Annotated in this window: 23 protein-coding genes and 1 pseudogene; 17 read left to right on the top strand and 7 right to left on the bottom strand. The window is 46.1% G+C overall.

From position 1 onward, the window contains the following. Nucleotides 1-19: 19 nt before the first annotated feature. The 7 genes from PHW04_02710 to rfbF form a co-directional block, all read right to left on the bottom strand. Nucleotides 20-676: a cephalosporin hydroxylase family protein gene (locus PHW04_02710; GenBank protein MDD2714787.1), complete on the bottom strand. Its 657-nt coding sequence runs from the start codon at nucleotides 674-676 to the stop codon at nucleotides 20-22. Between the two features lie 135 nt (nucleotides 677-811). Next, nucleotides 812-1,918: an FkbM family methyltransferase gene (locus PHW04_02715; protein ID MDD2714788.1), complete on the bottom strand. Its 1,107-nt coding sequence runs from the start codon at nucleotides 1,916-1,918 to the stop codon at nucleotides 812-814. 18 nt (nucleotides 1,919-1,936) lie between these two features. Next, on the bottom strand, nucleotides 1,937-3,112 hold the full coding sequence (locus PHW04_02720) for a class I SAM-dependent methyltransferase (protein ID MDD2714789.1): 1,176 nt from the start codon (nucleotides 3,110-3,112) through the stop codon (nucleotides 1,937-1,939). Next, nucleotides 3,109-4,143: a radical SAM/SPASM domain-containing protein gene (locus PHW04_02725; GenBank protein MDD2714790.1), complete on the bottom strand. Its 1,035-nt coding sequence runs from the start codon at nucleotides 4,141-4,143 to the stop codon at nucleotides 3,109-3,111. The genes PHW04_02720 and PHW04_02725 overlap by 4 nt, the downstream gene beginning before the upstream one ends. Nucleotides 4,144-4,147: 4 nt before the next feature. Beyond that, a complete protein-coding gene (locus PHW04_02730) occupies nucleotides 4,148-5,338 on the bottom strand; it encodes an FkbM family methyltransferase (GenBank protein MDD2714791.1) in 1,191 nt (396 codons plus the stop codon). Further along, a complete protein-coding gene (locus PHW04_02735; GenBank protein MDD2714792.1) occupies nucleotides 5,335-6,345 on the bottom strand; it encodes a radical SAM/SPASM domain-containing protein in 1,011 nt (336 codons plus the stop codon). The genes PHW04_02730 and PHW04_02735 overlap by 4 nt, the downstream gene beginning before the upstream one ends. A gap of 26 nt (nucleotides 6,346-6,371) precedes the next feature. Beyond that, nucleotides 6,372-7,145 carry a glucose-1-phosphate cytidylyltransferase gene (gene rfbF / locus PHW04_02740; GenBank protein MDD2714793.1) on the bottom strand — a complete coding sequence of 258 codons (774 nt, stop codon included), beginning with the start codon at nucleotides 7,143-7,145 and terminating at the stop codon, nucleotides 6,372-6,374. 176 nt (nucleotides 7,146-7,321) lie between these two features. Between rfbF and PHW04_02745 the strand changes: the two genes are divergently transcribed. The 17 genes and pseudogenes from PHW04_02745 (at nucleotide 7,322) to PHW04_02825 (ending at nucleotide 20,811) form a co-directional block, all read left to right on the top strand. Continuing rightward, a complete protein-coding gene (locus tag PHW04_02745; GenBank protein MDD2714794.1) occupies nucleotides 7,322-8,359 on the top strand; it encodes an MraY family glycosyltransferase in 1,038 nt (345 codons plus the stop codon). Nucleotides 8,360-8,478: 119 nt separating this feature from the next. Continuing rightward, nucleotides 8,479-9,777 carry a nucleotide sugar dehydrogenase gene (locus PHW04_02750; protein ID MDD2714795.1) on the top strand — a complete coding sequence of 433 codons (1,299 nt, stop codon included), beginning with the start codon at nucleotides 8,479-8,481 and terminating at the stop codon, nucleotides 9,775-9,777. Between the two features lie 28 nt (nucleotides 9,778-9,805). Then, a complete protein-coding gene (locus tag PHW04_02755) occupies nucleotides 9,806-10,768 on the top strand; it encodes a GDP-mannose 4,6-dehydratase (protein ID MDD2714796.1) in 963 nt (320 codons plus the stop codon). A gap of 76 nt (nucleotides 10,769-10,844) precedes the next feature. Further along, on the top strand, nucleotides 10,845-12,002 hold the full coding sequence (gmd, locus tag PHW04_02760) for a GDP-mannose 4,6-dehydratase (GenBank protein ID MDD2714797.1): 1,158 nt from the start codon (nucleotides 10,845-10,847) through the stop codon (nucleotides 12,000-12,002). A 2-nt stretch (nucleotides 12,003-12,004) separates the two neighbouring features. After that, entirely contained in the window at nucleotides 12,005-13,075 is a 1,071-nt protein-coding gene (locus PHW04_02765; GenBank protein ID MDD2714798.1) for a GDP-L-fucose synthase, read from the top strand. A gap of 35 nt (nucleotides 13,076-13,110) precedes the next feature. Next, nucleotides 13,111-13,290, top strand: coding sequence for a hypothetical protein (locus tag PHW04_02770; GenBank protein ID MDD2714799.1), 180 nt, complete (start codon nucleotides 13,111-13,113; stop codon nucleotides 13,288-13,290). Nucleotides 13,291-13,370: 80 nt separating this feature from the next. Beyond that, on the top strand, nucleotides 13,371-14,750 hold the full coding sequence (locus PHW04_02775) for an AAA family ATPase (protein MDD2714800.1): 1,380 nt from the start codon (nucleotides 13,371-13,373) through the stop codon (nucleotides 14,748-14,750). A 94-nt stretch (nucleotides 14,751-14,844) separates the two neighbouring features. Continuing rightward, a complete protein-coding gene (locus PHW04_02780) occupies nucleotides 14,845-15,126 on the top strand; it encodes a nucleotidyltransferase domain-containing protein (protein ID MDD2714801.1) in 282 nt (93 codons plus the stop codon). Then, nucleotides 15,123-15,575, top strand: a complete 453-nt coding sequence (locus PHW04_02785; protein MDD2714802.1) for a hypothetical protein — start codon at nucleotides 15,123-15,125, stop codon at nucleotides 15,573-15,575. Before PHW04_02780 ends, PHW04_02785 begins: the two co-directional genes overlap by 4 nt. Before the next feature lie 143 nt (nucleotides 15,576-15,718). Then, nucleotides 15,719-15,991, top strand: coding sequence for a hypothetical protein (locus tag PHW04_02790; GenBank protein ID MDD2714803.1), 273 nt, complete (start codon nucleotides 15,719-15,721; stop codon nucleotides 15,989-15,991). Nucleotides 15,992-16,106: 115 nt separating this feature from the next. Beyond that, the gene (locus tag PHW04_02795; protein ID MDD2714804.1) at nucleotides 16,107-16,412 is read left to right on the top strand and encodes a hypothetical protein; all 306 of its coding nucleotides are present in this window, start codon (nucleotides 16,107-16,109) and stop codon (nucleotides 16,410-16,412) included. Between the two features lie 57 nt (nucleotides 16,413-16,469). Further along, nucleotides 16,470-16,796: a DUF4258 domain-containing protein gene (locus PHW04_02800; GenBank protein ID MDD2714805.1), complete on the top strand. Its 327-nt coding sequence runs from the start codon at nucleotides 16,470-16,472 to the stop codon at nucleotides 16,794-16,796. Continuing rightward, on the top strand, nucleotides 16,793-17,029 hold the full coding sequence (locus PHW04_02805) for a YgiT-type zinc finger protein (GenBank protein MDD2714806.1): 237 nt from the start codon (nucleotides 16,793-16,795) through the stop codon (nucleotides 17,027-17,029). The genes PHW04_02800 and PHW04_02805 overlap by 4 nt, the downstream gene beginning before the upstream one ends. A gap of 260 nt (nucleotides 17,030-17,289) precedes the next feature. Beyond that, nucleotides 17,290-17,397, top strand: a pseudogene (locus PHW04_02810) (hypothetical protein). Nucleotides 17,398-17,465: 68 nt separating this feature from the next. Further along, nucleotides 17,466-19,112, top strand: a complete 1,647-nt coding sequence (locus tag PHW04_02815; protein MDD2714807.1) for an AMP-binding protein — start codon at nucleotides 17,466-17,468, stop codon at nucleotides 19,110-19,112. Further along, on the top strand, nucleotides 19,109-19,354 hold the full coding sequence (locus tag PHW04_02820; protein ID MDD2714808.1) for an acyl carrier protein: 246 nt from the start codon (nucleotides 19,109-19,111) through the stop codon (nucleotides 19,352-19,354). The genes PHW04_02815 and PHW04_02820 overlap by 4 nt, the downstream gene beginning before the upstream one ends. Beyond that, nucleotides 19,354-20,811, top strand: coding sequence for a hypothetical protein (locus tag PHW04_02825; GenBank protein ID MDD2714809.1), 1,458 nt, complete (start codon nucleotides 19,354-19,356; stop codon nucleotides 20,809-20,811). Before PHW04_02820 ends, PHW04_02825 begins: the two co-directional genes overlap by 1 nt. Nucleotide 20,812: the final 1 nt, after the last annotated feature.

Raw genomic sequence — 20,812 nt, forward strand, 5'->3', positions numbered from 1 at the left:
TTCCGCCTGCGCCCAGTCCTCATATTTTCACCCGTTTCAGATATCCGTCCGGCGAACCGGTCAGGACCAGCTTGGAATCTATTGTTTTATCGATTACAAAATCATGATTTTCGGTTAAATATTGCCTGACTGCGGTTTTTGGGTTGTTGCCTTTTTTCCAGGGCCGGTTGGCAGTCATGTATTCAGGCGCGTCTTCAATCACAGTGTCTCCCACCATGCAGTAACTGCCGAGACTTACCAGAGGCGCATATGCCCTTAGTTCGGCCAGGACATGATCATGGGTATGGTTGCTGTCCAGGCAGACCAGCACTCTTTTTTTCTTAGCTGCAAACTCTTTCACTTTCGCGATGATCTGTCCATCGCTGCTTGACCCTTCCAGCATGGTGATCATCCTGCTGAGCGGGTGGGCTTTGAGAGCGGCCTTGTTATGGGCTCGGATCTCAATATCGATCCCCAGCACCTGCCCGTTCTCGATCAGACCGCACGCTTCAAGAATCGCCAGCATCGAAGCGCTGAAAACCAGAGACCCGCCCCAGGCGATCCCGGTTTCTATGATGAGGTCAGGCTTTGCTTCCCAGATGATTTCCTGCAGGGCCTGCAGATCCTGCGGGATTTGAATTATGGGTACGCCCAGCCAGAAAAAATTGAACACATAATTGGTCTTGCCGACGCCGATCTGCTCGAAAAATGCCCGGGATGCATCCTGAAGAGGTTTGTTGTCTTGATAAGTTGCGGTTCTCTCGATCGCTTCCTCACGAAACTGCTCAATCGGATTTTTCAATTTCACTTTCCTCCATCAGCTCTCTTTTGCTCAGCAATAACAGTACAGCACAAAATCGCCAAATATCGGCGCGTGCAGCCTTAGGCTGAATTTATACTCAGGCACCAGGCTCCGCACAAACTCGGCCACTTCGATCAGATCGCTCGGGTAATGGTACACGCAGATGGCCAGTTTAGGTTTGAAGCGGCTGATCGTCGCCTGCGCCCCTTTGAGAAGCTCCATTTCCATGCCTTCAACATCGGCTTTGATGAATGTGACAGGCTTGCCTTTTAAAAATGAATCCAGAGCATAGACTTCGATGCTGTCTGAATTGTGCTTATCAAGATCTTCTGCAGTCAATCCGTGCCTGAGCGGTGAATCATCTACGAAAGAAAACATCCGGCGTCCATTCTGATCTGCAAGTCCAGCCCTGACTGCGGTTATATAATCTTCCCCTATCGCCCACTCGGATTTAAGCCTGGAAATTCTCTGCTCCATTGCCTGGAACTGCCTGCTGCCCGGTTCAAAAGCGTAGAGATGCCTGAAAGTACCTAGATTCTCCCAGAAGAAGCGCTCAACCGTATCCCCGACAAAAGCGCCTGCGTCGACAAAAATTTCATCGAAGTTACCGCTGAATTCCGGCAGAGCGAAATACATGTCTTTTTCCATCACAGAGAGACAACTGTCCAGCGAACTTGTCAGCATTGCAGTCAGAATCGCGTTGTAAGTCTCAACTGATTTTCCGTCAGTGAAGAAGTTGTCCCGCACAAAGCTGAACTTATGATAATTCCTGACAACATAGTACCCATCGAAAGAGATCAGGTTGTAATTTTGACCGGCCATGGCGCTTTGAACGCTTTTCACCGCATGCCTGGCTGCGATGAAAATCGAGGGTGTTGAGGCTGCTGCCGGGTCAGTCGGCAGTATCACAGGGATTCCATGGATTTTAGTGCCGGTTTTCTTTTGATCTCTGTCAATGAAGTGAGTTACAGTCGCTCCAATGGATTGAAGATAAGAAACCGCCCAGGTTCCCACAAACCCGGCTCCATAGATTGCGACTCCGCGGCTGAAATCTTTTTCTACTTCCAGAGCGAGAGGCGTCATCCGCTTCACCAGCAAATCAACTGAAGCTGTTTTATACAATGTTTCAGGCAGCATCTGTCTCCTCCCTGTTACTCATCTCAAGCGAATAATTGCCTCTTTGGGCCAGCCAAGCAAAAGCGCAGCCTGTTCGATTTCAGCTCCGAACAGATAAGGAGCGACTATCAATGTCCCGTTTCTGGGAACTGCCGCAGGATCTACGACAGGAGTCCCTTTGTAAGTGCATTTCTGCTTGATCCTGCTTGAATCACATAATCTGAATTGCTGTAAATTCATCAAAGGCAGCAAGCTGAAAAGCTCAGCCGAACATCCCCAGAATGTCGGGAGCGAAATCCGTGAGCAGAATTTCTGAACTTTCAGCGCCTGGGTCTTCAATTCTTCTTTTGACCGGACAGTGAATGAGGCGATCTGCCTTTTGCATTTGCCCGTGCTTTTCTTCCGGCCTCCCTTGCGTGCCAGTATGATCAGCGAAGGATAGGAAAATTCAGGGGTTGGCAGCATGTTTCTGCTGATGCTGATGGTGTTGAAGCCATTCCTGCCTAACGCATTGCAGATAGAGTCAGGCGAATAATGATAAACATGTTCTCTGATGCTCAGCCAGAAAGCAGAACCGATCGGATAGTCTTTGTATTTTTCCGCATCAGGGACCTCGATCATCAGATAACCTGTCCTCGACAACACGCGGAAAGCTTCTTCCAGCACTTTATTTAAAGCTACTATGTGTTCCAGCACGTGAAAATAAGTTAAAAGAGACTGCGATCCGTCGGCAAAGGGGAGCGAGACTGCCTGGCCCTCTAAGAAATCAATCCGTTTGCCACGTGTTCCGGCAGATTCGTCTAAACCGGGAATGCTTTTAAGGTCAATGTCGACACCCTGGCAATGGCCTTGCCAGTTGTTTTTTTTCAGCCAGATCAGAAACCCGCCCCTGCCGCAGCCGATGTCTGTGACTGGGGTATCAGACAAGCCGGAATCTGAGAGGATCTCTGTATAGCATTTGAATTTTGTGATGTTTTCCGGAGCCAGGATGTTGAAATGGGTTTTTTCAAAATACGAGCATTCATTGGCATAAAAATGAGCCAGGTCCTGATCTTTAATGTTTGAATTATAGACCAGTCCGCAATCCGGGCATTCAAACAGTCGGGCCGTGTAATTGAAGATGGAATCATTCAATCCGCTGTATTCCCAGTCCAGGAGATAGCGGGAATTTCCTTCACAGGCCGGGCATTTCAGAATCAGCTCGCAAGCGCTCATGGCCGGCATTCCTTTTCATAACCGCCGAATTTCTGCAACAGCATCTCCCTGTAGGAATCAATGTTGTCCACCTGGCAGTAATGCAGATGCCCGCAACTGCTGCAGATGGCGTTATCGCAACGCTTGCCCTCAAGATGCTGCCTCCGCAGGGCATTGAATCTTTCCGAATGCCAGATGTTTTTCAGCGATTCTGATCCGGCATCGCCCACAATCAGTTTCTGCGCCCAGTCAGGGCAGCAGGCACTGATCGTGCCGTCCGCGTTCACAGCAGCAGCATAGAAAATATAGGAACAGGTATCTTTTTTCTGCAAGGCCTGCTTATATTGCCCTTCTGCTTCGGCTATTTTAATGCCTGAATGCTCCTCAATATCAAAAAAAGGCCAGATCGGTGCAATGTCTTCAATGAAAATGCGGTCGCAGAAATTCCCGAAAGTATTGAAGAATTCCTTCTTCTGATCTTCGCTCAGATAATTTCCCGGTATCTTGATCGTCACTTCGCAGTTTCCCCGATTCGGATAGAGCCACTGGATATTCTCCACCAGTTTTTCGAAGTCGATCTCGAATCCGGCATACTTGAGATACTGCTCCCTGTTCATGCCTTCCACAGAGATGTTCAACCTGTCCAGGCCTGCTTCAATCAGCCGGCTCATGTTTTCGTGCGTAAAAAGAGATCCGTTGGTAGCGAGATCAATGTGTTCCACAGTTCCGCTCTGTTTGGCGCAACAGATCATTTCAGAAAGATTCCTGTTGAGCAGCGGTTCCCCGATTTTATTCAGGCGCAGGACTTTGACAGGCTTCTCAAATTCGGCGAGATCGTGGATCACCTTTTTGAACAGTTCAAGGCTCATCACACTTCTTGGATAGCCTGATTTGCTGATCATGTCCTTATGCCCGGACGGACAGAACAGGCAATGGAAATTGCAGGCGCTGGACGGATCCAGGTAAAGCAGGAACGGGGTCTCTAGAGGAATCACATCCTGCAGAGGGACATGTTTTTCCAGATCCAGTTTTGATTTTAGCTGCGCTTTCATCAGTTTATTTCTCCTCTGATTTGTTGCTGCGCTCGACCGGAACAGCATAAAACACAGCCCCTGTCCCGCCCCATGAATGCAATCTGAAATAATATTCATAATCCATAGTGTTGCTCATCACAAACTGCGGTGTGGCAAGCACTCCGTCTGAATTATGATAAACAGTTGCTGCCACAATCGGGCGGTACCTCCGGATTGTATCTGTTGCGCCTTTCAATGCTGCCAGCTCTCCGCCTTCCAGATGCATTTTAATCAAAGTGGCACTGAGATTCAAACTGTCCAGTCTGACTGTCTCAACCAGATCAAGGCCATTTTTACTTAATTTCGATGCAAAATCAAATCCCTGGCAGAACTTTTCTCTGCCGTTCCTGTCGCTCAGGCCGCATTTGATGAAATTGAGATTTGCAACATGATTCAAGTTAGCCTTAAGCAGCTCGAAATTAATGCCGTCAGGTTCAATTGCAGAGATCTCTCTGTATTTATTGCGGACTGTTTTTAAGAATTTTTCCGTGACAGATCCCTGATGCGCCCCGCAATCCACAAAAACCTCGTCTTCCCTCAGTACACCGGTGATTTCCCGGATGAAAAAGCGATTGTCATTGTTTATTTCCAGATTAAATAATAATTCTATCCTTAGTTTCCTCCAGGCCAGAAATTGAAGATAATGCAGCCTGGAAGCATCATCAGCAAAAGCAGAAAAAACTGTTCTGACAGACTCCCGGTCACTCTGGTTTACTTTACCCAGAAACCAGCCATTGCTGATCGGGTAACGACAGGAATACGCTTCACTGACATCGTAAAATAAAGCAATGTCTTCCCAGCCTGTGGCTTTGAGTTCATCCCGCAGAGCGATCAGCGGGATTGTTACAATACAGATTACAAGCAATGAGTTTTTCTTATCTGCCGCACTTACCTGATCCGGATGGATCACACTGGTATCCTGCCAGAATTTGTCTGTTTTACAGGCGGCTGCATTTTTATCCACTACATATGAAAACTGCAGGTTCAAATGGTTAAAAAACTTTTTAGCCATTTTGCCAAGTTTCCCTGCACCATAAAGTACAACCGGCTTATCTACCTTCCGCGGTTTAAGCTCAGGATCTGCTGTCAGGATGCTTTCCAGGAGATTTTCAGTCCGGCAAAGAGCAGGGGTTACTGCGCTGTACGGCTTTAAACGCAGCGCATTCCTGCTCATTTATCTCTCAATTTATCAAGCAGCATCTCTGCAAATTCATCGATGTCATCCGGCTGGCCGTGCGAGAGCTGGCCGCATTCACAGCACACCTGATGGCTTTTCCGTTTTTTCGAGAGAAACATTCTCTGATATTCTCTCAGCCTCTCTCCTGACCAGATGCCTGTTACTCTTTCGGTTTTCGCGTTTCCGACAATCAATTTTCTGGACCAGTCCAGAAAGCAGATACTGGCAGTGCCGTCTGAATTGATTGAGAATGAATAGAAAACATAGGGACAGACCAGCACTTCCTTTATTTTCTGGCCATAGATCCCGTATTCCTGATTGACCTCCACACCTTTAAGCTCGAATTCAGGCCAGCAGGACATGATATGCTCGATGTAAACTCCGTCAGCGATATCCCCGAATATCTCATAAAACCTGGTTTTGTCATCTTCTGACAGGATGTCGCCGTTGATTTTGACGATGATCTCACAGTTTTTTTTATGCTCGTAAAGATGTCGGATGTTCTCCACCAGCTTTTCAAAATCGACTTTGCACTTGGAAAATTCCCTGTACTGCTCAGCATTGATGCCTTCAATGGAAATATTGATCCGATCAAGGCCTGCCTCGATGATTTCAATGTTTCTGGCTGGATTCAATAAGACCGCATTGGTGGTAGTGTCGATCCTGTCTGCGCATTTCGATCTTTTCGCATAACCGACCATTTCTGCAAATCTCGGATTGAGCAAGGGTTCGCCGTCTTTATAGAGGCGCAGCACTTTGATCGGTTTTTCAAACCCGCAGATATCGTCTATGATTTTTTGATAGAGTTTAAAATCCATTGCTCCGTGGTTCCGGCCCAGGGTCTTTTTCATCAGGTCCCTGTCGCCTGTCGGGCAGAATTTGCACTGGAAATTACAGGTGTCAGCAGGGTCGACATTGATGATAAAGGGAACGCTTAAAGGGATCACAGTCTCTAATTTCGTTCTGTTTACAAGATCGATCCGGGGTTTTATCTTTGCTTTCATTTATCGCGCTCAAATCCCAGCTGTAATTACTTCCAGACCTTCCAGGGTGCCTGGTTTTTCTGCCAGAGCTCTTCCAGGTGTACTTTATCCCGCAGTGTATCCATCGGCTGCCAGAACCCTGTATGCTGATAGGCGGACAGCTGGCCGTCAGCAGCCAGCCGTTCCAGCGGGTCCCTTTCCCAGACAGACAGATCGCCTTCGATATAGCGGAAAATATCCTGGTTTAAAACAAAAAAGCCGCCATTGATCCAGCTTCCATCACCCAGGGGCTTTTCCTTGAAACTGGTTATTTTATGCTGATTGATGGAGATTGAACCGAATCTGCCTGGAGGCTGCACTGAGGTCAGCGTGGCTGCAGTGCCCTGCTGTTTATGGAATTTCACCAGCTTGTCGATCTCGATATTCGCAACACCATCGCCGTAAGTGAAGCAGAAGCAGTCTTCATTTTTCAGATACTTCTGCACCCGTTTCAACCTCCCGCCTGTGTTCGTATTTTCCCCTGTATCGACCAGCGTGACCCGCCAGTCTTCAGAGTTGTTCTGATGCACTTCCACCTGGTCGGATTTCATGTCGAATGTCACGTCAGACATGTGCAGGCGGTAGTTGGCGAAATATTCCTTGATCAGATAGCCTTTGTATCCGCAGCAGATGATGAAGTCATTGATGCCGTAAAAGCCATAGATTTTCAGGATATGCCAGAGGATCGGCCTGTCCCCGATTTCGATCATCGGCTTGGGTTTGAGATGCGATTCCTCGCTGATTCTTGTGCCCAGTCCGCCTGCCAGGATGACTGCTTTCATTTGAATAAATCTCCTAATTTTCAACTTGTCAGTAGAGTTTTTATGATATCAGGGAGTGTTGGTTCTTTCAACCCGGCGTTTCAGAGGGCCACCCCACAAGGGGCTGAGAGATCGGCCAGGAACATTTACCGAAACCATGATTCAAATTAAAGCTGAAATCGGATACAATGATGCACATGAATCAAAACCTGGCGGCAATGATCGAAAACCTGGGCACTGACTCCCTGACAGTCTTCGCCTTTGCCCTGCTTTTCAATGCTGTGCTGATCCCGTTTCTGATCCTGCTTTCCAATAAAATGGGCCTGTTCGACCAGCCTGAATTCAGGAAAATCCACAAGCATCCTATCCCGCGCATGGGCGGCCTGGGAATTTTCACCACTTTTTTCATCATCTCCCTGATGTTCCTGCCCTCGCTTTTCACCAAACACTACCTGTTCCTGACCCTGATGTTCTTTCTGATCGGTTTCAGCGATGACCTGCACACCATCAATTACAAGACCAGGCTCGGCCTGACTATTGTCAGCTCCCTTTTGTTCATAGTGATTTTCAAGGTCTGGATCAGCCATGTCGGCATCTTCCTGCCGGTCCTGATCGCAATCCCGTTCACTGTCTTTGCCATCTCAGGCTTTATCAATGCCTTCAACATGATCGACGGCCTGAATGGCCTCTCCTCAGGAGTAGCCCTGATTTCATTCGGATCACTTTTCTACCTGAGCAGCCTGACCCATGAAACCCTGTTCCAGACCATGCTCGCCATCATCGCAGGCGCCACACTGTCTTTTTTCCTGATCAATTTTTTTTTGGGCAGCATCTTTATCGGAGACGGAGGCACCTATTCGCTGGGCTTCCTGATCGTGACCTTCTCGATCTTCTTCGGTTTCTATCACCCGGAAATCTCTTCCTGGTGCTATATCCTGATCAACATCTATCCTGTCTATGAAATCCTGCTCACTATCTTCAGGCGGCGGGCCAAGGGCAGAAAGCCGTTCCTGCCCGACAAGGTGCATTTCCATCATCTTCTTTTAAAACATTTCAAGAACCAGAAGCAGACCACTGCCTGCATCCTGTTCTGGGAATTCAGCTTTGCGCTGTTCGCCTGCACTTTTTATTACAGCACAACTATCCTGTTCACAAGCTTCCTGTTTTTCTTACTAGTCTATTATTTCCTGTACAGGTTTCTGCTGCGGAAAGCCGGGAATTTCAATGGGATTTAGGAAAGTGAATAGTGAATGGCGGATGGTGAATAGTGAATGGTGATTGGAAAAGATTTTCTTTACTATTCACTAATCACCAATCACTAATCACCAGTCACTGACATTTTGAAAGAGGTTCTATGACTAAACTTCTAAAAAAGATTTCCAATAAGCAAGCTAAAATTGGCATTGTGGGCCTGGGATACGTCGGCCTGCCCCTGGCCTGCGAATTCGCTGCAGCCGGATTCCAGGTGCTGGGAGTGGACATCAGCCACGAAAAAATCGCTTCGCTGAAAAAGAAGGTCTCATATGTGCTGGATGTTCCGACTGTACGGCTGAAAAAATTGATAGATACAGGCAGGATGGAATTTTCGAGCGATTATTCCTTGCTCAGGAAAGCTGACTGCATCTCGATTGCAGTGCCTACACCTTTACGCAAAACCAAGGAACCTGATGTCTCGTATATTGTGAATTCAATGGCTGAAATCAGGAAGATCCTGCATAAAGGGATGCTGATTGTGCTGGAAAGCACCACTTATCCTGGCACTACCAGGGAGCTGGTAGCCCAGGTAATTGAAAAGTCAGGCTTCAAGGTGGGAACCGAGATCCTGGTGGCTTTTTCGCCTGAGCGGGTGGACCCGGGTAATCCGAAATATCATACAAAAAATACGCCCAAAGTGATCGGCGGCATCACAGCTGCCTGCACTGAAGCAGCCTGTCAGCTCTATTCCTCAGTGATAGACACTGTTGTGAAAGTCGATTCCGCAGAGGAAGCCGAAATGGTGAAGCTGCTGGAGAATACGTACAGGGCAGTGAACATTGCTCTGGTGAACGAGATGGCACTGATGTGCGACAGAATGGGGATCAACATCTGGAACGTGATTTCTGCGGCAGCCACCAAGCCTTTCGGATTCATGAGCTTTTATCCTGGCCCGGGCATTGGCGGCCACTGCATACCGCTTGATCCGACATATCTTTCCTGGAAAGCCAAGATGTTCGATTTTTACAACAGATTCATAGAGCTGGCCACTGATATCAACGGCAATATGCCGCGCTTTGTGCTGCAGAAACTTGCCAGAATCATGAACAGGGAAAAAATCCTTTTGAATGGTTCGAAAATACTGCTGCTTGGCGTGGCCTACAAGCCGGACATTAATGACCTGCGGGAGTCTCCTGCGCTGGAAGTTTACAGGCTGCTGAGAGATGTGCAGGCGAGTGTGGATTATTTTGATCCATATGTGAAGACAATCAGGGAAGGCGGTAAAATCATCAAGAGCATCCAGCTGACTGCGGCAGCGATCTCGAAATATGATGCAGTGATAGTGACTACCAGACACAGGGAGCTGGATTACGAGCTGGTTCTGAAGCATGCCGGCCTGATTTTCGACACCAGGGATGCCTATCACGGGATTCAGGACAAAAAAATACACAGGCTGTGAACACTATTCACTTGCCAAGGGAGTACCAATGATCCTTCTGACAGGCGCTGCAGGCTTTATCGGAAATGTTGTGGCTGATCAGATGCTGACCCAGGGCCGCGATGTGCTCGGCCTGGATAATCTGAATGACTATTATGATGTCAGGATCAAAAATTGGCGCTGCCAGCAGCTTGAAAAGCGGAAAAATTATAGATTCAAGCGCCTGGATATTGAAAACTATCAGGAGCTGGAAAAGATTTTTCAGGACAACAGATTCGAAGCTGTGATCAACCTGGCTGCCAGAGCCGGAGTGCGTTACAGCATGGAAAACCCTTTTGTCTACATGACCACGAATGCGGACGGGACGCTGAATCTCCTGGAATTATGCAGGAAATACAAGGTGCCAAAATTCGTGCTTGCTTCCACTTCCTCGCTGTATGCGGGGCAGCCGATGCCTTTCGCGGAAACGCTTCCTGTGAACACGCCGATCTCTCCTTATGCAGCTACCAAAAAAGCCGCAGAAGCCATCTGCTATTCCTACCACTATCTCTACGGCATTGACGTCTCGATCCCCAGGTATTTTACAGTCTATGGCCCTGCAGGCAGGCCAGACATGAGCATTTTCCGCTTCAGCTGGTGGGCTCTGCACGACAAAAAAATCGAAGTGTTCGGCGATGGGACACAGACCAGGGATTTCACTTATGTGACAGACATTGCCAGGGGAACTGTCGCTGCCTTGAAAAACGTGGGCTATGAAGTGATCAATCTGGGCAACAATCACCCGCAGCAGCTGAATTATCTGATTGAACTGATCGCAAAGGAAACAGGCAGAAAAATGGACAGGAACAGCGCTGATTTTCACAAGGCTGACCTGACTGCCACCTGCGCAAACATTGAGAAAGCCGGCAGATTGTTGAATTGGAAACCTGAGGTTTCACTCCAGGAAGGCGTAGCCAGGACTGTTAAATGGATGAAAGACAACTGGGACTGGGTGAAAGATTTAAAGATCTGATTCACTTCCTCTTGAGATCTGAACCCTTTTAGGTTAAGATACTTCACATTACAGAATCTTTACTGATGGAGCAGACATGAAAAAAGCGCTGATTACCGGTATTACTGGGCAGGATGGGGCATATCTGGCTGAACTGCTGCTTGACAAGGGATATGTTGTGCATGGAGTCAAGCGCAGATCATCCTCGTTCAATACCCAGAGAATCGACCATTTGTATCAGGACCCGCATGACAATAAAGTAAAATTCAAGCTGCATTACGGCGATCTGACAGACTCTACAGCCCTGATCAGGATCATCCAGGAAGTGCAACCTGATGAAATCTACAATCTGGCAGCCCAGAGCCATGTGCAGGTCTCATTCGACAATCCCGAGTATACGGCAAATGCCGATGGGATAGGAACCTTGAGACTGCTGGAAGCGATCAGGATTTTGAAGCTTGAAAAGAAAACCAGATTCTATCAGGCATCAACTAGTGAACTATACGGCAAAGTCCAGGAAACTCCGCAGACTGAAAAGACTCCGTTTTATCCCAGAAGCCCGTATGCTGCTGCCAAGATCTATGCCTACTGGATTACTGTGAATTACAGGGAAGCTTATAACATCTTTGCCAGCAACGGCATACTCTTCAATCATGAATCCCCGATCAGAGGCGAGACTTTTGTCACCAGGAAGATCACTATGGCTGCAGCCAGGATCGCGCTAGGGCTGCAGCAGAAACTGTATCTGGGCAACCTGGATTCCAAGCGCGACTGGGGCCATGCCAGGGATTTCGTGAAAGCGATGTGGCTGATCCTGCAGCAGAAGGAGCCTGACGATTTCGTGATCGCCACAGGCGAAACCAGGACTGTGCGCGAATTCGTGGAAATCGCGTTCAAAAGACTCGGGATCGAGATCAGCTGGACCGGAAAAGGCGTGCAGGAAAAGGGAATCATCAAGAAAATTTCCGAACCTGAACTTCAGGAAGTGGCTGAAACAATCCATAAGGTATGTAAACAGCTGCCTCTGAAAAAAGGGCAGACCATTGTCGAGATCGACGAGCGCTATTTCAGGCCTACAGAAGTGGATTTTCTGCTTGGAGATCCGTCAAAAGCCAAAAAGAAACTGAAATGGATACCTGAAACTACATTCGCGGATCTGGTGAATGAAATGGTATTGTCAGATCTTCTGGAAGCCTCCAAAGTATCTCATCTGAATCTGAGCGGCTTTAAGATAGGCCACAGATACGAGGTGTAATGTTGGAAAAAGCTGCGAAAATTTACATAGCCGGACATGATGGCTTAGTAGGCAGCGCCTTTGTCAGGAAATTGAAAGAACAGGGCTACGAAAATCTGATTTTCGCGCATTACACTGAAGTGGATCTCAGAAGACAGGAAGACACTGAGCGTTTTTTTGAAAAACACAAACCTGAATATGTATTCCTGGCAGCAGCCAAAGTCGGCGGGATTCTAGCCAACAACACCTATAAGGCAGAATTCATTTACGACAATCTGATGATTGCCACAAATGTGATCCACAGTTCCTATAAATTCGGAGTGAAGAAGCTTTTGAATCTGGGTTCTTCCTGCATTTACCCCAAGCTCGCGCCTCAGCCGCTCAAGGAAGAATACCTGCTCACCGGCCCGCTGGAACCGACCAATGAGCCCTATGCGATTGCCAAGATCGCTGCGATCAAGCTCTGCCGCTATTACAACGAGCAATACGGCACAAATTTCATCTCAGTGATGCCTACCAACATGTATGGCCCGCACGACAACTTCAATCTGGAAACTTCGCATGTCCTGCCAGCCATGCTGCGCAAGTTCCAGCTGGCAAAACTGCTCTCTGAAGAAAAATATGATGCTGTGATTTCAGACTTGAAAAAATACGGCAATTTCCCGGCAGATTTGTCCACCGCTCTTTCCAATCACCATTCACTAACCACCAGTCACTTATCCCGTTTCGGCATCTACCCAGACCATGTCTCACTCTGGGGTTCAGGAACGCCATACCGTGAATTCCTGCATGTGGATGACATGGTTGATGCCTGCCTGATGCTGATGGAAAAATTCAGCTGCCAGGAAATCGGAGAACTGATCAATATCGGAACAGGAGAAGACACGACCATCAAGGATCTGGCGGAATTGATCAGAGGGATTGTAGGATTTAATGGTGAAATCAGATGGGATTCATCCAAGCCTGACGGCACGCCCAAGAAACAGCAGGATGTATCCAGGCTGAACGGTCTGAAATGGAAAGCAAAAATTGACATCAAGGAAGGAATCAAAAAATACTATCAGTGGTATTTGAATAATTGCATAGGAAAGTGAATGGTGAATAGCGGATAGCGGATGGTGAATAGTGAATGGTGAATGGCGGATGTTCTGATTTTCACAAGGCTGATCTGACTGCCACTTGCGCGAATATAGATAAAGCAGGCAGGCTGCTGGGCTGGAAACCCGAGATTTCACTCCAGGAAGGCGTGGCCAGGACAGTAAAATGGATGAAAGACAACTGGGACTGGGTCAAAGCTTTGAAAATCTGATATTTACCTTGTAAATTGTCCTGAATAAGAATATAATTGCCTTGTATAATGTCCATAAAAAGGATATTAATGGGGGCAATATGTACAGAAAAGCTTTGGAATATCTGCTGGAATGGAAGAAGCGCGGGAGCAGGAAACCGCTCGTGATCAGAGGTGCCAGGCAGGTGGGGAAGACCTACCTGGTGCGCGAACTGGGGAAAAAGTTCGCCAGTATCCTGGAAATCAATTTTGACAGGAATCCGGAAAAGGCTGAACTCTTTGCATCAAGGGACGCGGCCAAGATCGTTAGGCTCCTGGAAGTGGATGCAAACGCAGAGGTCATTCCAGGTAAAACGCTGATTTTTCTCGATGAGATTCAGGCTGTGCCTGATCTGCTGCCTGTTTTACGGTACTTCCATGAGGAACTCCCTGAAATCCATCTGATAGCCGCAGGCTCATTGCTGGATTTCGTGCTGTCTGACCATGATTTCCCGATGCCTGTCGGCAGGGTGGAATACCTGCATCTGGGTCCGCTGGATTTCGAGGAATTTCTGGCTGCCGTAGGTGAAGCCAGGCTGCTGGAATTTTTGCGTAACTATTCGCCTATTGAATCGATGCCTGCCCCTTTTCACGGCAAACTGCTTCAGCTGCTGAGGGATTTTTTTATCGTGGGAGGCATGCCGTCAGGCATCAGGGCTTATCTTGATTCCGGAAAGATCACGGAAGCCAACAGGGAGCAGCAATCGATAATCCAGACCTTTGAGGATGATTTCGGAAAATACTGCAGGCGCTGCGATCCGATTCTGCTGAGAAAGACCTTCCGCATGCTGCCAGCCCTGCTCGGTTGCAAGGTCAAATATTCGCGCATCGATCCCGGAGCAAAGGCCAAAGCAGTTTCAGACTGCATTCATCTGCTGGAGCTGGCGCGGATAGTCTTCAGGGTCAGCCACAGTTCGGGAAACGGCATCCCGCTCGGCGCTGAAGCAGACAGCAGGGATTTCAAGCTGCTTTTTCTGGACATCGGCCTTGCAGTCAGCATGCTTGGCTTGAATTCCAGGGTTCTCACAGGAAGCGAAAGCATCATGCTGATCAACAGCGGCGCAATTGCTGAGCAGTTCGTCGGACAACACCTCGCTTATTCAGGGGAAGCTTATGAAACTCCAGGGCTTCATTACTGGAACCGCGAGAAAAAAAGCTCTTCCGCGGAAGTGGATTTTCTGATCCAATCCGGGAACAAAGTGGTGCCTGTGGAAGTCAAGGCCGGCAAAACAGGCTCCCTGCGGTCTCTGCAGGTTTTCCTCCATGAGAAAAAAGCGGATTTCGCGGTCCGCTTCAATACTGACTTTCCCTCTACAGGTGAGTTCCGGACTTCGATCCCAGGCGCTGAACAGAGGTGTTACCGGCTCCTGTCACTGCCTCTTTACCTGATCTGCCAGGCGCAGAGGCTGATAGAGCGCGAGAATGCCACAGCCACTACCTGACCTCATTGTACATGCTTGTTGAGATGAAAATTCTGTATAAAAATGATAAAATTCAGATATTGATGATCTTTATCGAATGCAAAAGGAGCTGTTAGTGAGACTTAGTCCTGATGAAATCAGAGCGATCAAGGAAAGCGTAGCAGAAGCAGATCCGAAAGCCGTGATCTATCTGTACGGGTCCCGCTCCGACGACGGCAAGCGGGGCGGAGATATCGACCTGATGGTGCTTTCCGATAAAATAGACAGGCGGGCCAGGCGGAAGATAAAGCTCAAGATCTATGATCGAATTGGGGAACAGAAGATTGATCTTCTGGTGACCGCAGATCCTGTTACACCGCTTGAGAAAATTGCGTTCAACCAGGGGGTGCGGCTTTGACGCAGAAGGAATACAGGGAGTATCTGCTGCATGTCTTGAAAAAACTGAACGAGTCAACCGGATGGCTGCAGAGGTCTTATGACAAATGCCTGGAGCATGATTTATCGGCAGACCTGAGCGAAGATCAGTTTGACGATTTCGAGAATCTTACCAGCAGATTCGCGAGGACCAGCGACATCCTGATGCAGAAAGCTTTCCGCGCCCTGGATGAGGCTGAATTCGAAGGCGGCGGAACCATGATCGACACCTTCAACAGAGCCCACAAGCGCGGATTGATCGATTCCGTGGAATTCATGCGCGATCTCAGGGAACTGAGAAATGAAATCAGCCATGATTATAACGTAGAGGACTTGAAGCAGCTTTTCCGCGATGTGCTGGAGCAGACGCCTCTGATTTTACAGGTGATTGAAAGAATCAGGAAATACGCGGAAAAATTCAATGAGGAATAAAATACAACCGCAACCTGCTCCCATGGGTCGAGCACCGGATAGCATGACTCACGTGGTAAAATGAGTTATAATCTATAAATAAAGCAGGAGGAATCATGCCGGTTGCCATTAAGCTCGAATTCAATCAGTTGCGGGATTTGATCATGCAGTTGAATGAAGATGAATTGGAACAATTGACTGAGCAGATACGCAAAATGCAGAAAAATATGGCGAAAAAGCGTGAAAATTCTCCCAAGTTTAAATCACTGAAAATTAAAACCGGAAATTTCAAATTCAATCGGGAAGAAGCTAATGAGAGAAAAGCTAGAGCCGAAAAAAACCATCCTGAACAGGACATGATTTCAAGATTAATCCAAAAACCACTTAAAAAACCCGGTTTTGTCCCAATGAACAGGGATGAAATTTATGGGAAATAAATTTGCGGTTGCAGCATTTTATACACTGAAGACATGCAGGATGGGCAGATTATCGAAAAAAAGCTGAAGATTGTGAATCCGTTTAAATAATGGGAGAAATCGTGCAGGAGGCTAAATGAAGAATCTGGAAAAAGTGATTCGCGGGCTGGTCAGACCCCTGGTAGTGACCGGCGCGTTCAAGGACGAAAGTTCAGCTGTGAAAGAAATGGTGATGATGTTGATAGAAAAAAAACTGGCGTCGTTTCGTGAAGTGATTGAAAAAAATACCGGGAAATACGGTGAATTCACAAAGTTCTCAGCCGACATCCAAAACCGCGCCACTATTGATGACGAAGATATCTGGATGGAATGGAAAAGCGCGATCGAGATGAATCGAGCCTGGGAAGAAGCCAGGCGTGATCTGATCAGGTGCAATGCATAATTTTTTTGATAAACTTCTTTCCATACTGGAGGGAATTAAGGTGACATTGGAGCGAACTTGACTGACTGGATTGAATTGATCAGAGATTGTTTTGCTGAAGACAGAGTATTATACAGCAGTCATGCTTTATCTGAAATGAAAAACGAGGAATTTGGCTGCATCACTGACAAGGAGATTGAAGAATCAATAGGCAATGGCAGGATCATTGAGTTGTACCCAGCGGATGAACCGTATCCAAGTTGTCTGATATATGGGAAAACAGGTTGCGACAGGCCGATTCACGCTGTATGCGCCGTTTCCGAAAAAGAGCACTTGTGCATCATAGTGACTGCTTATCAGCCGGACCCGGAGCGGTGGGAGCAGTTTGAAAGGAGAAAGCCATGAATTGTGTGGTATGCAAAAACCCGGAAATCAACATGAAAAAGGTGGATGAAGAGATCAGAACCGGCAAGGATATTGTTCTTCTTTCACTTGATGTTCTGGTTTGCGATCATTGCGGCGAAAGATATTATGATCGTGCGACTGTCAGAAAAATCGAGGAAGTCAGGAACAGACTGTCTTCAAATAAATTGAAGTGTGAAGTGGAAGGTCGGGTGCTGAGGGCTAAGGTTGCATAATTCCGCAAATAGGAACTGGTGGAAAAATTCCACCGGTTCAAAAAATTAAAACACTTCGGCAGTTTTGAAATTCAAGCACACGATCAAGAAGAAAAACAGTAAAATTGAAAGATGCTCTATGGAGACACTTGCAAAACTTGATTTCAGGTATAAAATGATTTTGCAAGCTAACCCGATGCATGAGTTTTGTTAGTGCTCCAAGAGCCCCTAACAAAACATCACCCCGGTTATAGCAACAAAAATATTTTGTAAGGGGCTCTATGTATAAACTTGGAGTGATCGGAAGCGGTTATGTCGGGCTCGTCACAGCCGCCTGCTTCGCGGATGTGGGCAATACAGTGTTCTGCGTAGACATTGACGAGAGGAAGAGCAATTTTGCGGGTTTGAAATTTAAACCCACAATCAAGAAGAAGTAAAAAAGAAACAAAAAAGAAATATGAGTGATACACTGGAAAATAAAATAATTCATTCGGGTCAGTATAATATCGGGTACATTTGCAGCCGTTTGCAGTGTGAACAGGGACTAAGAGACAAGACTGCCATGAAATGGATTTCACCATCCATGGAGATGAGAGAGATTTCTTTTGGGGAATTGGAGATCGAGAGCAACCGTTTTGCCAATGCTCTAAACTCGTTGAATGTAGTTTCGGGCGAAAGGGTATTTATTTTCTTACCCAAAGTTCCTGAATTATTTTTTTCATTCCTCGGAATTCTAAAAAAGCGTGCAGTTGCAGGAACACTGTTTCCTAATTTTGGTGAGGACGCCTTAAAGGACCGGCTCTTTGACAGCGAGGCATCGATTTTGATTACGAAAAAGAGCCAGCTTAAGAAAATTGAAAAGATCTGGAAAATGTTGCCTACTTTGAGAACAATAATCCTTGTCGATGCAAACAGCCATGTTTCGGATACTGTTTTGAGTTACAAGTTGTTGACCGGCTCGGAAAAAAATGACTTTAATATTGAGATGACTGGTCCTGATACTCCTTCAGTTATGCACTATACATCCGGTTCCACAGGTAAACCAAAAGGAGTGATTCACGTTCATAAGAGTATACTTTCTCAGCATTTTACGACAAAATCAATTTTACAGTTAGAACCCGATGATATTTTTTGGTGTACTGCAGACCAGGGCTGGGTTACAGGGACATCATATGGAATAATCGGACCATGGAGCTGCGGAATTACCCAAATCCATTATGGTGGAGCATACAGCCCTGAAATCTGGATGAAGATAATTGAACAATTCAAAGTTAGTGTATGGTATACGGCACCTACTGCTTTAAGGATGTTAAAAAGAGAACCTGACGATCTGTTTTATGGATTCAACTTTTCAGAATTGAGAAGTATCTTCAGTGTTGGAGAGCCTCTTAACCCGGAGGTTTTTCTCTGGGGAAAGCGTGTTTTTAAAAAAGATATTTATGACACCTGGTTTCAAACCGAGACAGGAAGCATCATGGTTTCTAATCGTCCGGGTTTGATTGCCAAACCTGGATCTATGGGGAAACCAGTTGAAGGTATTGATGCCAGAGTTTTATCTGATGAAGGAGTTGAATGCCTTATCGGCAGTAAAGGTAACCTTTGCATGAAGCCTGGATGGTCATCAATGTTTGCTGGATATAACAAAGCGGACGAAGTTTATCAGAACAAATTCAAGAACGGATTCTATTTTTCAGGAGACCTGGCTCATATTGATGAGGAAGGATATTTCTGGTTCAGCAGCCGCTCAGATGACGTAATCAACACTGCCGGACATCTGATCAGCCCATTTGAAGTGGAAAGTGCATTGTTGGAAATTCCTGATGTGGCAGACACCGCAGTGATCGGAGCTCCGGATGATCTGCTCTGGGAAAAAGTAGTTGCCTATCTGGTGCTGAAACCTGGAATTGAATGGAATAACGAACTGGAATTAAAGATCCGTCTGCATGTTTCCAATCGAGTTTCATCAATTGCTACGCCTCAGGACATTAAAATTATCAGCAAAATACCTAAAAATAAAAGCGGAAAAATCATGCGGAGAGTCCTTAAATCCATGTATCTTGGTAATGATCTCGGTGATCTCTCCACAATGGAGGACGAGGCATGAATGTTGCAGAAAAACTGAATGATGTTTTCAGACAAGTATTTGACAATGAAGAAATCGTAATTTCACCTGTTATGACTGCAAATGATGTGGACGGCTGGGATTCACTCTCGCATGTCAACCTTATTTTAGCTATAGAAACAGCATTCAGGATCAGTTTTACCCAGCGTGAATTATTAACTTTTAGGAATGTCGGGGATTTGATTTCTTCGATTGAGAAGAAAATCGTGAAGCAAAGCAACTAATGGCTTTTCAATCTTTTGGTTTTGCCGGATTTTTATCGATACTGGTTTTACTTTATTCCATAACATCTAAGAAGAATCGATGGTTGTTACTTCTCTCATTCAGCCTGATTTTTTATGCTTCTCTTCTATCTTTATGGTTGATGTTCTCACTGACATTTGTAACGCTGATTTCCTTTGCATTTGGAAAACTATTGCATAGATACCAAGATCATAAATATCAGACGAGTTTGCTCTGGCTCGGCATTTTTCTAGCTTTATTGCCATTGATACTGTCCCGATATTCTTTATTAATTGCTTCTTCTTGCAACCGCATTTTTAGTCTATTCAACAGCAGTATGATCTTTTCAACGACTAGTACAATCGCCTCCATTGGAATTTCTTTTTTTGTTTTTCAAGCGATCGGATACTTGATAGATGTTTATTTAGCTAAAATACTTCCTGAATACAACCTAGGAATATTCTTTTTGTTTATCTGTTTCTTTCCGAAGATTCTGCAGGGACCAATTGAACGCGCAGATAAACTTATACCACAGTTAAAGCAGTGGAGCGATTTTAATTACGATAATTTACGACTAGGTGTGATGCAATTTACTAACGGGTTATTCAAAAAAATAGTGGTTGCCGATACACTGGCTTTGCCTGTAAACATGGTCTTCGCTGATGTTGGAAAATTTACCGGACTTCCACTTCTACTTGGGATTATTATGTATGCTTGGCAAATTTACTTTGATTTTTCTGGTTATACAGATATGGCTATGGGTGTAGCGAAAATGTTCAACATTGATCTGACAAACAACTTCAACTCACCCTATGCAGCTAAAAACATTGCTGAATTCTGGAGGAGATGGCATATTTCTTTTTCGCAATGGATTCTGGATTATATTTTCAAACCTTTGCAGATGACATTTAGAAAATATGGCAACTTGGGGAATGCGCTGGCTTTAATGATCACCTTTGTAGTTTGTGGAATCTGGCACGGACCCACGTTAGGGTTCTTTATCTGGGGGTGCTTGCATGGAATTTATATGGCCACATCAGTTCTCTTTCAGCCATTGAGTAAAAAACTTAATAAACGATACAGATTTGAGAATTCACGTACAGTTAGTTTTTTTTCAATGTTATTGACTTTTTCTATGGTTTGTTTTGCCTGGATTTTTTTCCGAGCTGCCAACATTCAAGACGCGTTCTACATAGTGAAAAATATTTGTAAAATTGATCCAGGATTGTCCATAAATACGATTCTCGCAAACATGGCATGGGGTAAAAAGGCTTCAGCAGCAGCGGCGGTAACAGTTGCAGTCTATTTTCTTCCTCTGTTTAAAGATTTCACTCGCAATAAGGTTGCTTTCTTTTCTCATGGCTTTTATCGACGCTGGTTTGTTTACTATTCGATGGCAATGTGCATATTGCTTTTGGGGCGGTGGGGAGAGTCTCAGTTTATTTATTTTAGATTCTGAA

Source organism: Candidatus Wallbacteria bacterium, assembly GCA_028687545.1.
Taxonomy (GTDB): Bacteria; Muiribacteriota; JAQTZZ01; order JAQTZZ01; family JAQTZZ01; genus JAQTZZ01.

Excerpts from the sequence above, each read along its gene's own strand:
- PHW04_02715 (MDD2714788.1), bottom strand. The coding sequence starts at position 1,918 with ATGCTGCCTGAAACATTGTATAAAACAGCTTCAGTTGATTTGCTGGTG.
- PHW04_02720 (MDD2714789.1), bottom strand. The coding sequence starts at position 3,112 with ATGAGCGCTTGCGAGCTGATTCTGAAATGCCCGGCCTGTGAAGGAAAT.
- PHW04_02725 (MDD2714790.1), bottom strand. The coding sequence starts at position 4,143 with ATGAAAGCGCAGCTAAAATCAAAACTGGATCTGGAAAAACATGTCCCT.
- PHW04_02730 (MDD2714791.1), bottom strand. The coding sequence starts at position 5,338 with ATGAGCAGGAATGCGCTGCGTTTAAAGCCGTACAGCGCAGTAACCCCT.
- PHW04_02735 (MDD2714792.1), bottom strand. The coding sequence starts at position 6,345 with ATGAAAGCAAAGATAAAACCCCGGATCGATCTTGTAAACAGAACGAAA.
- rfbF (MDD2714793.1), bottom strand. The coding sequence starts at position 7,145 with ATGAAAGCAGTCATCCTGGCAGGCGGACTGGGCACAAGAATCAGCGAG.
- PHW04_02745 (MDD2714794.1), top strand. The coding sequence starts at position 7,322 with ATGAATCAAAACCTGGCGGCAATGATCGAAAACCTGGGCACTGACTCC.
- PHW04_02750 (MDD2714795.1), top strand. The coding sequence starts at position 8,479 with ATGACTAAACTTCTAAAAAAGATTTCCAATAAGCAAGCTAAAATTGGC.
- PHW04_02755 (MDD2714796.1), top strand. The coding sequence starts at position 9,806 with ATGATCCTTCTGACAGGCGCTGCAGGCTTTATCGGAAATGTTGTGGCT.
- gmd (MDD2714797.1), top strand. The coding sequence starts at position 10,845 with ATGAAAAAAGCGCTGATTACCGGTATTACTGGGCAGGATGGGGCATAT.
- PHW04_02770 (MDD2714799.1), top strand. The coding sequence starts at position 13,111 with ATGGTGAATGGCGGATGTTCTGATTTTCACAAGGCTGATCTGACTGCC.
- PHW04_02775 (MDD2714800.1), top strand. The coding sequence starts at position 13,371 with ATGTACAGAAAAGCTTTGGAATATCTGCTGGAATGGAAGAAGCGCGGG.
- PHW04_02790 (MDD2714803.1), top strand. The coding sequence starts at position 15,719 with ATGCAGTTGAATGAAGATGAATTGGAACAATTGACTGAGCAGATACGC.
- PHW04_02795 (MDD2714804.1), top strand. The coding sequence starts at position 16,107 with ATGAAGAATCTGGAAAAAGTGATTCGCGGGCTGGTCAGACCCCTGGTA.
- PHW04_02805 (MDD2714806.1), top strand. The coding sequence starts at position 16,793 with ATGAATTGTGTGGTATGCAAAAACCCGGAAATCAACATGAAAAAGGTG.
- PHW04_02815 (MDD2714807.1), top strand. The coding sequence starts at position 17,466 with ATGAGTGATACACTGGAAAATAAAATAATTCATTCGGGTCAGTATAAT.
- PHW04_02820 (MDD2714808.1), top strand. The coding sequence starts at position 19,109 with ATGAATGTTGCAGAAAAACTGAATGATGTTTTCAGACAAGTATTTGAC.
- PHW04_02825 (MDD2714809.1), top strand. The coding sequence starts at position 19,354 with ATGGCTTTTCAATCTTTTGGTTTTGCCGGATTTTTATCGATACTGGTT.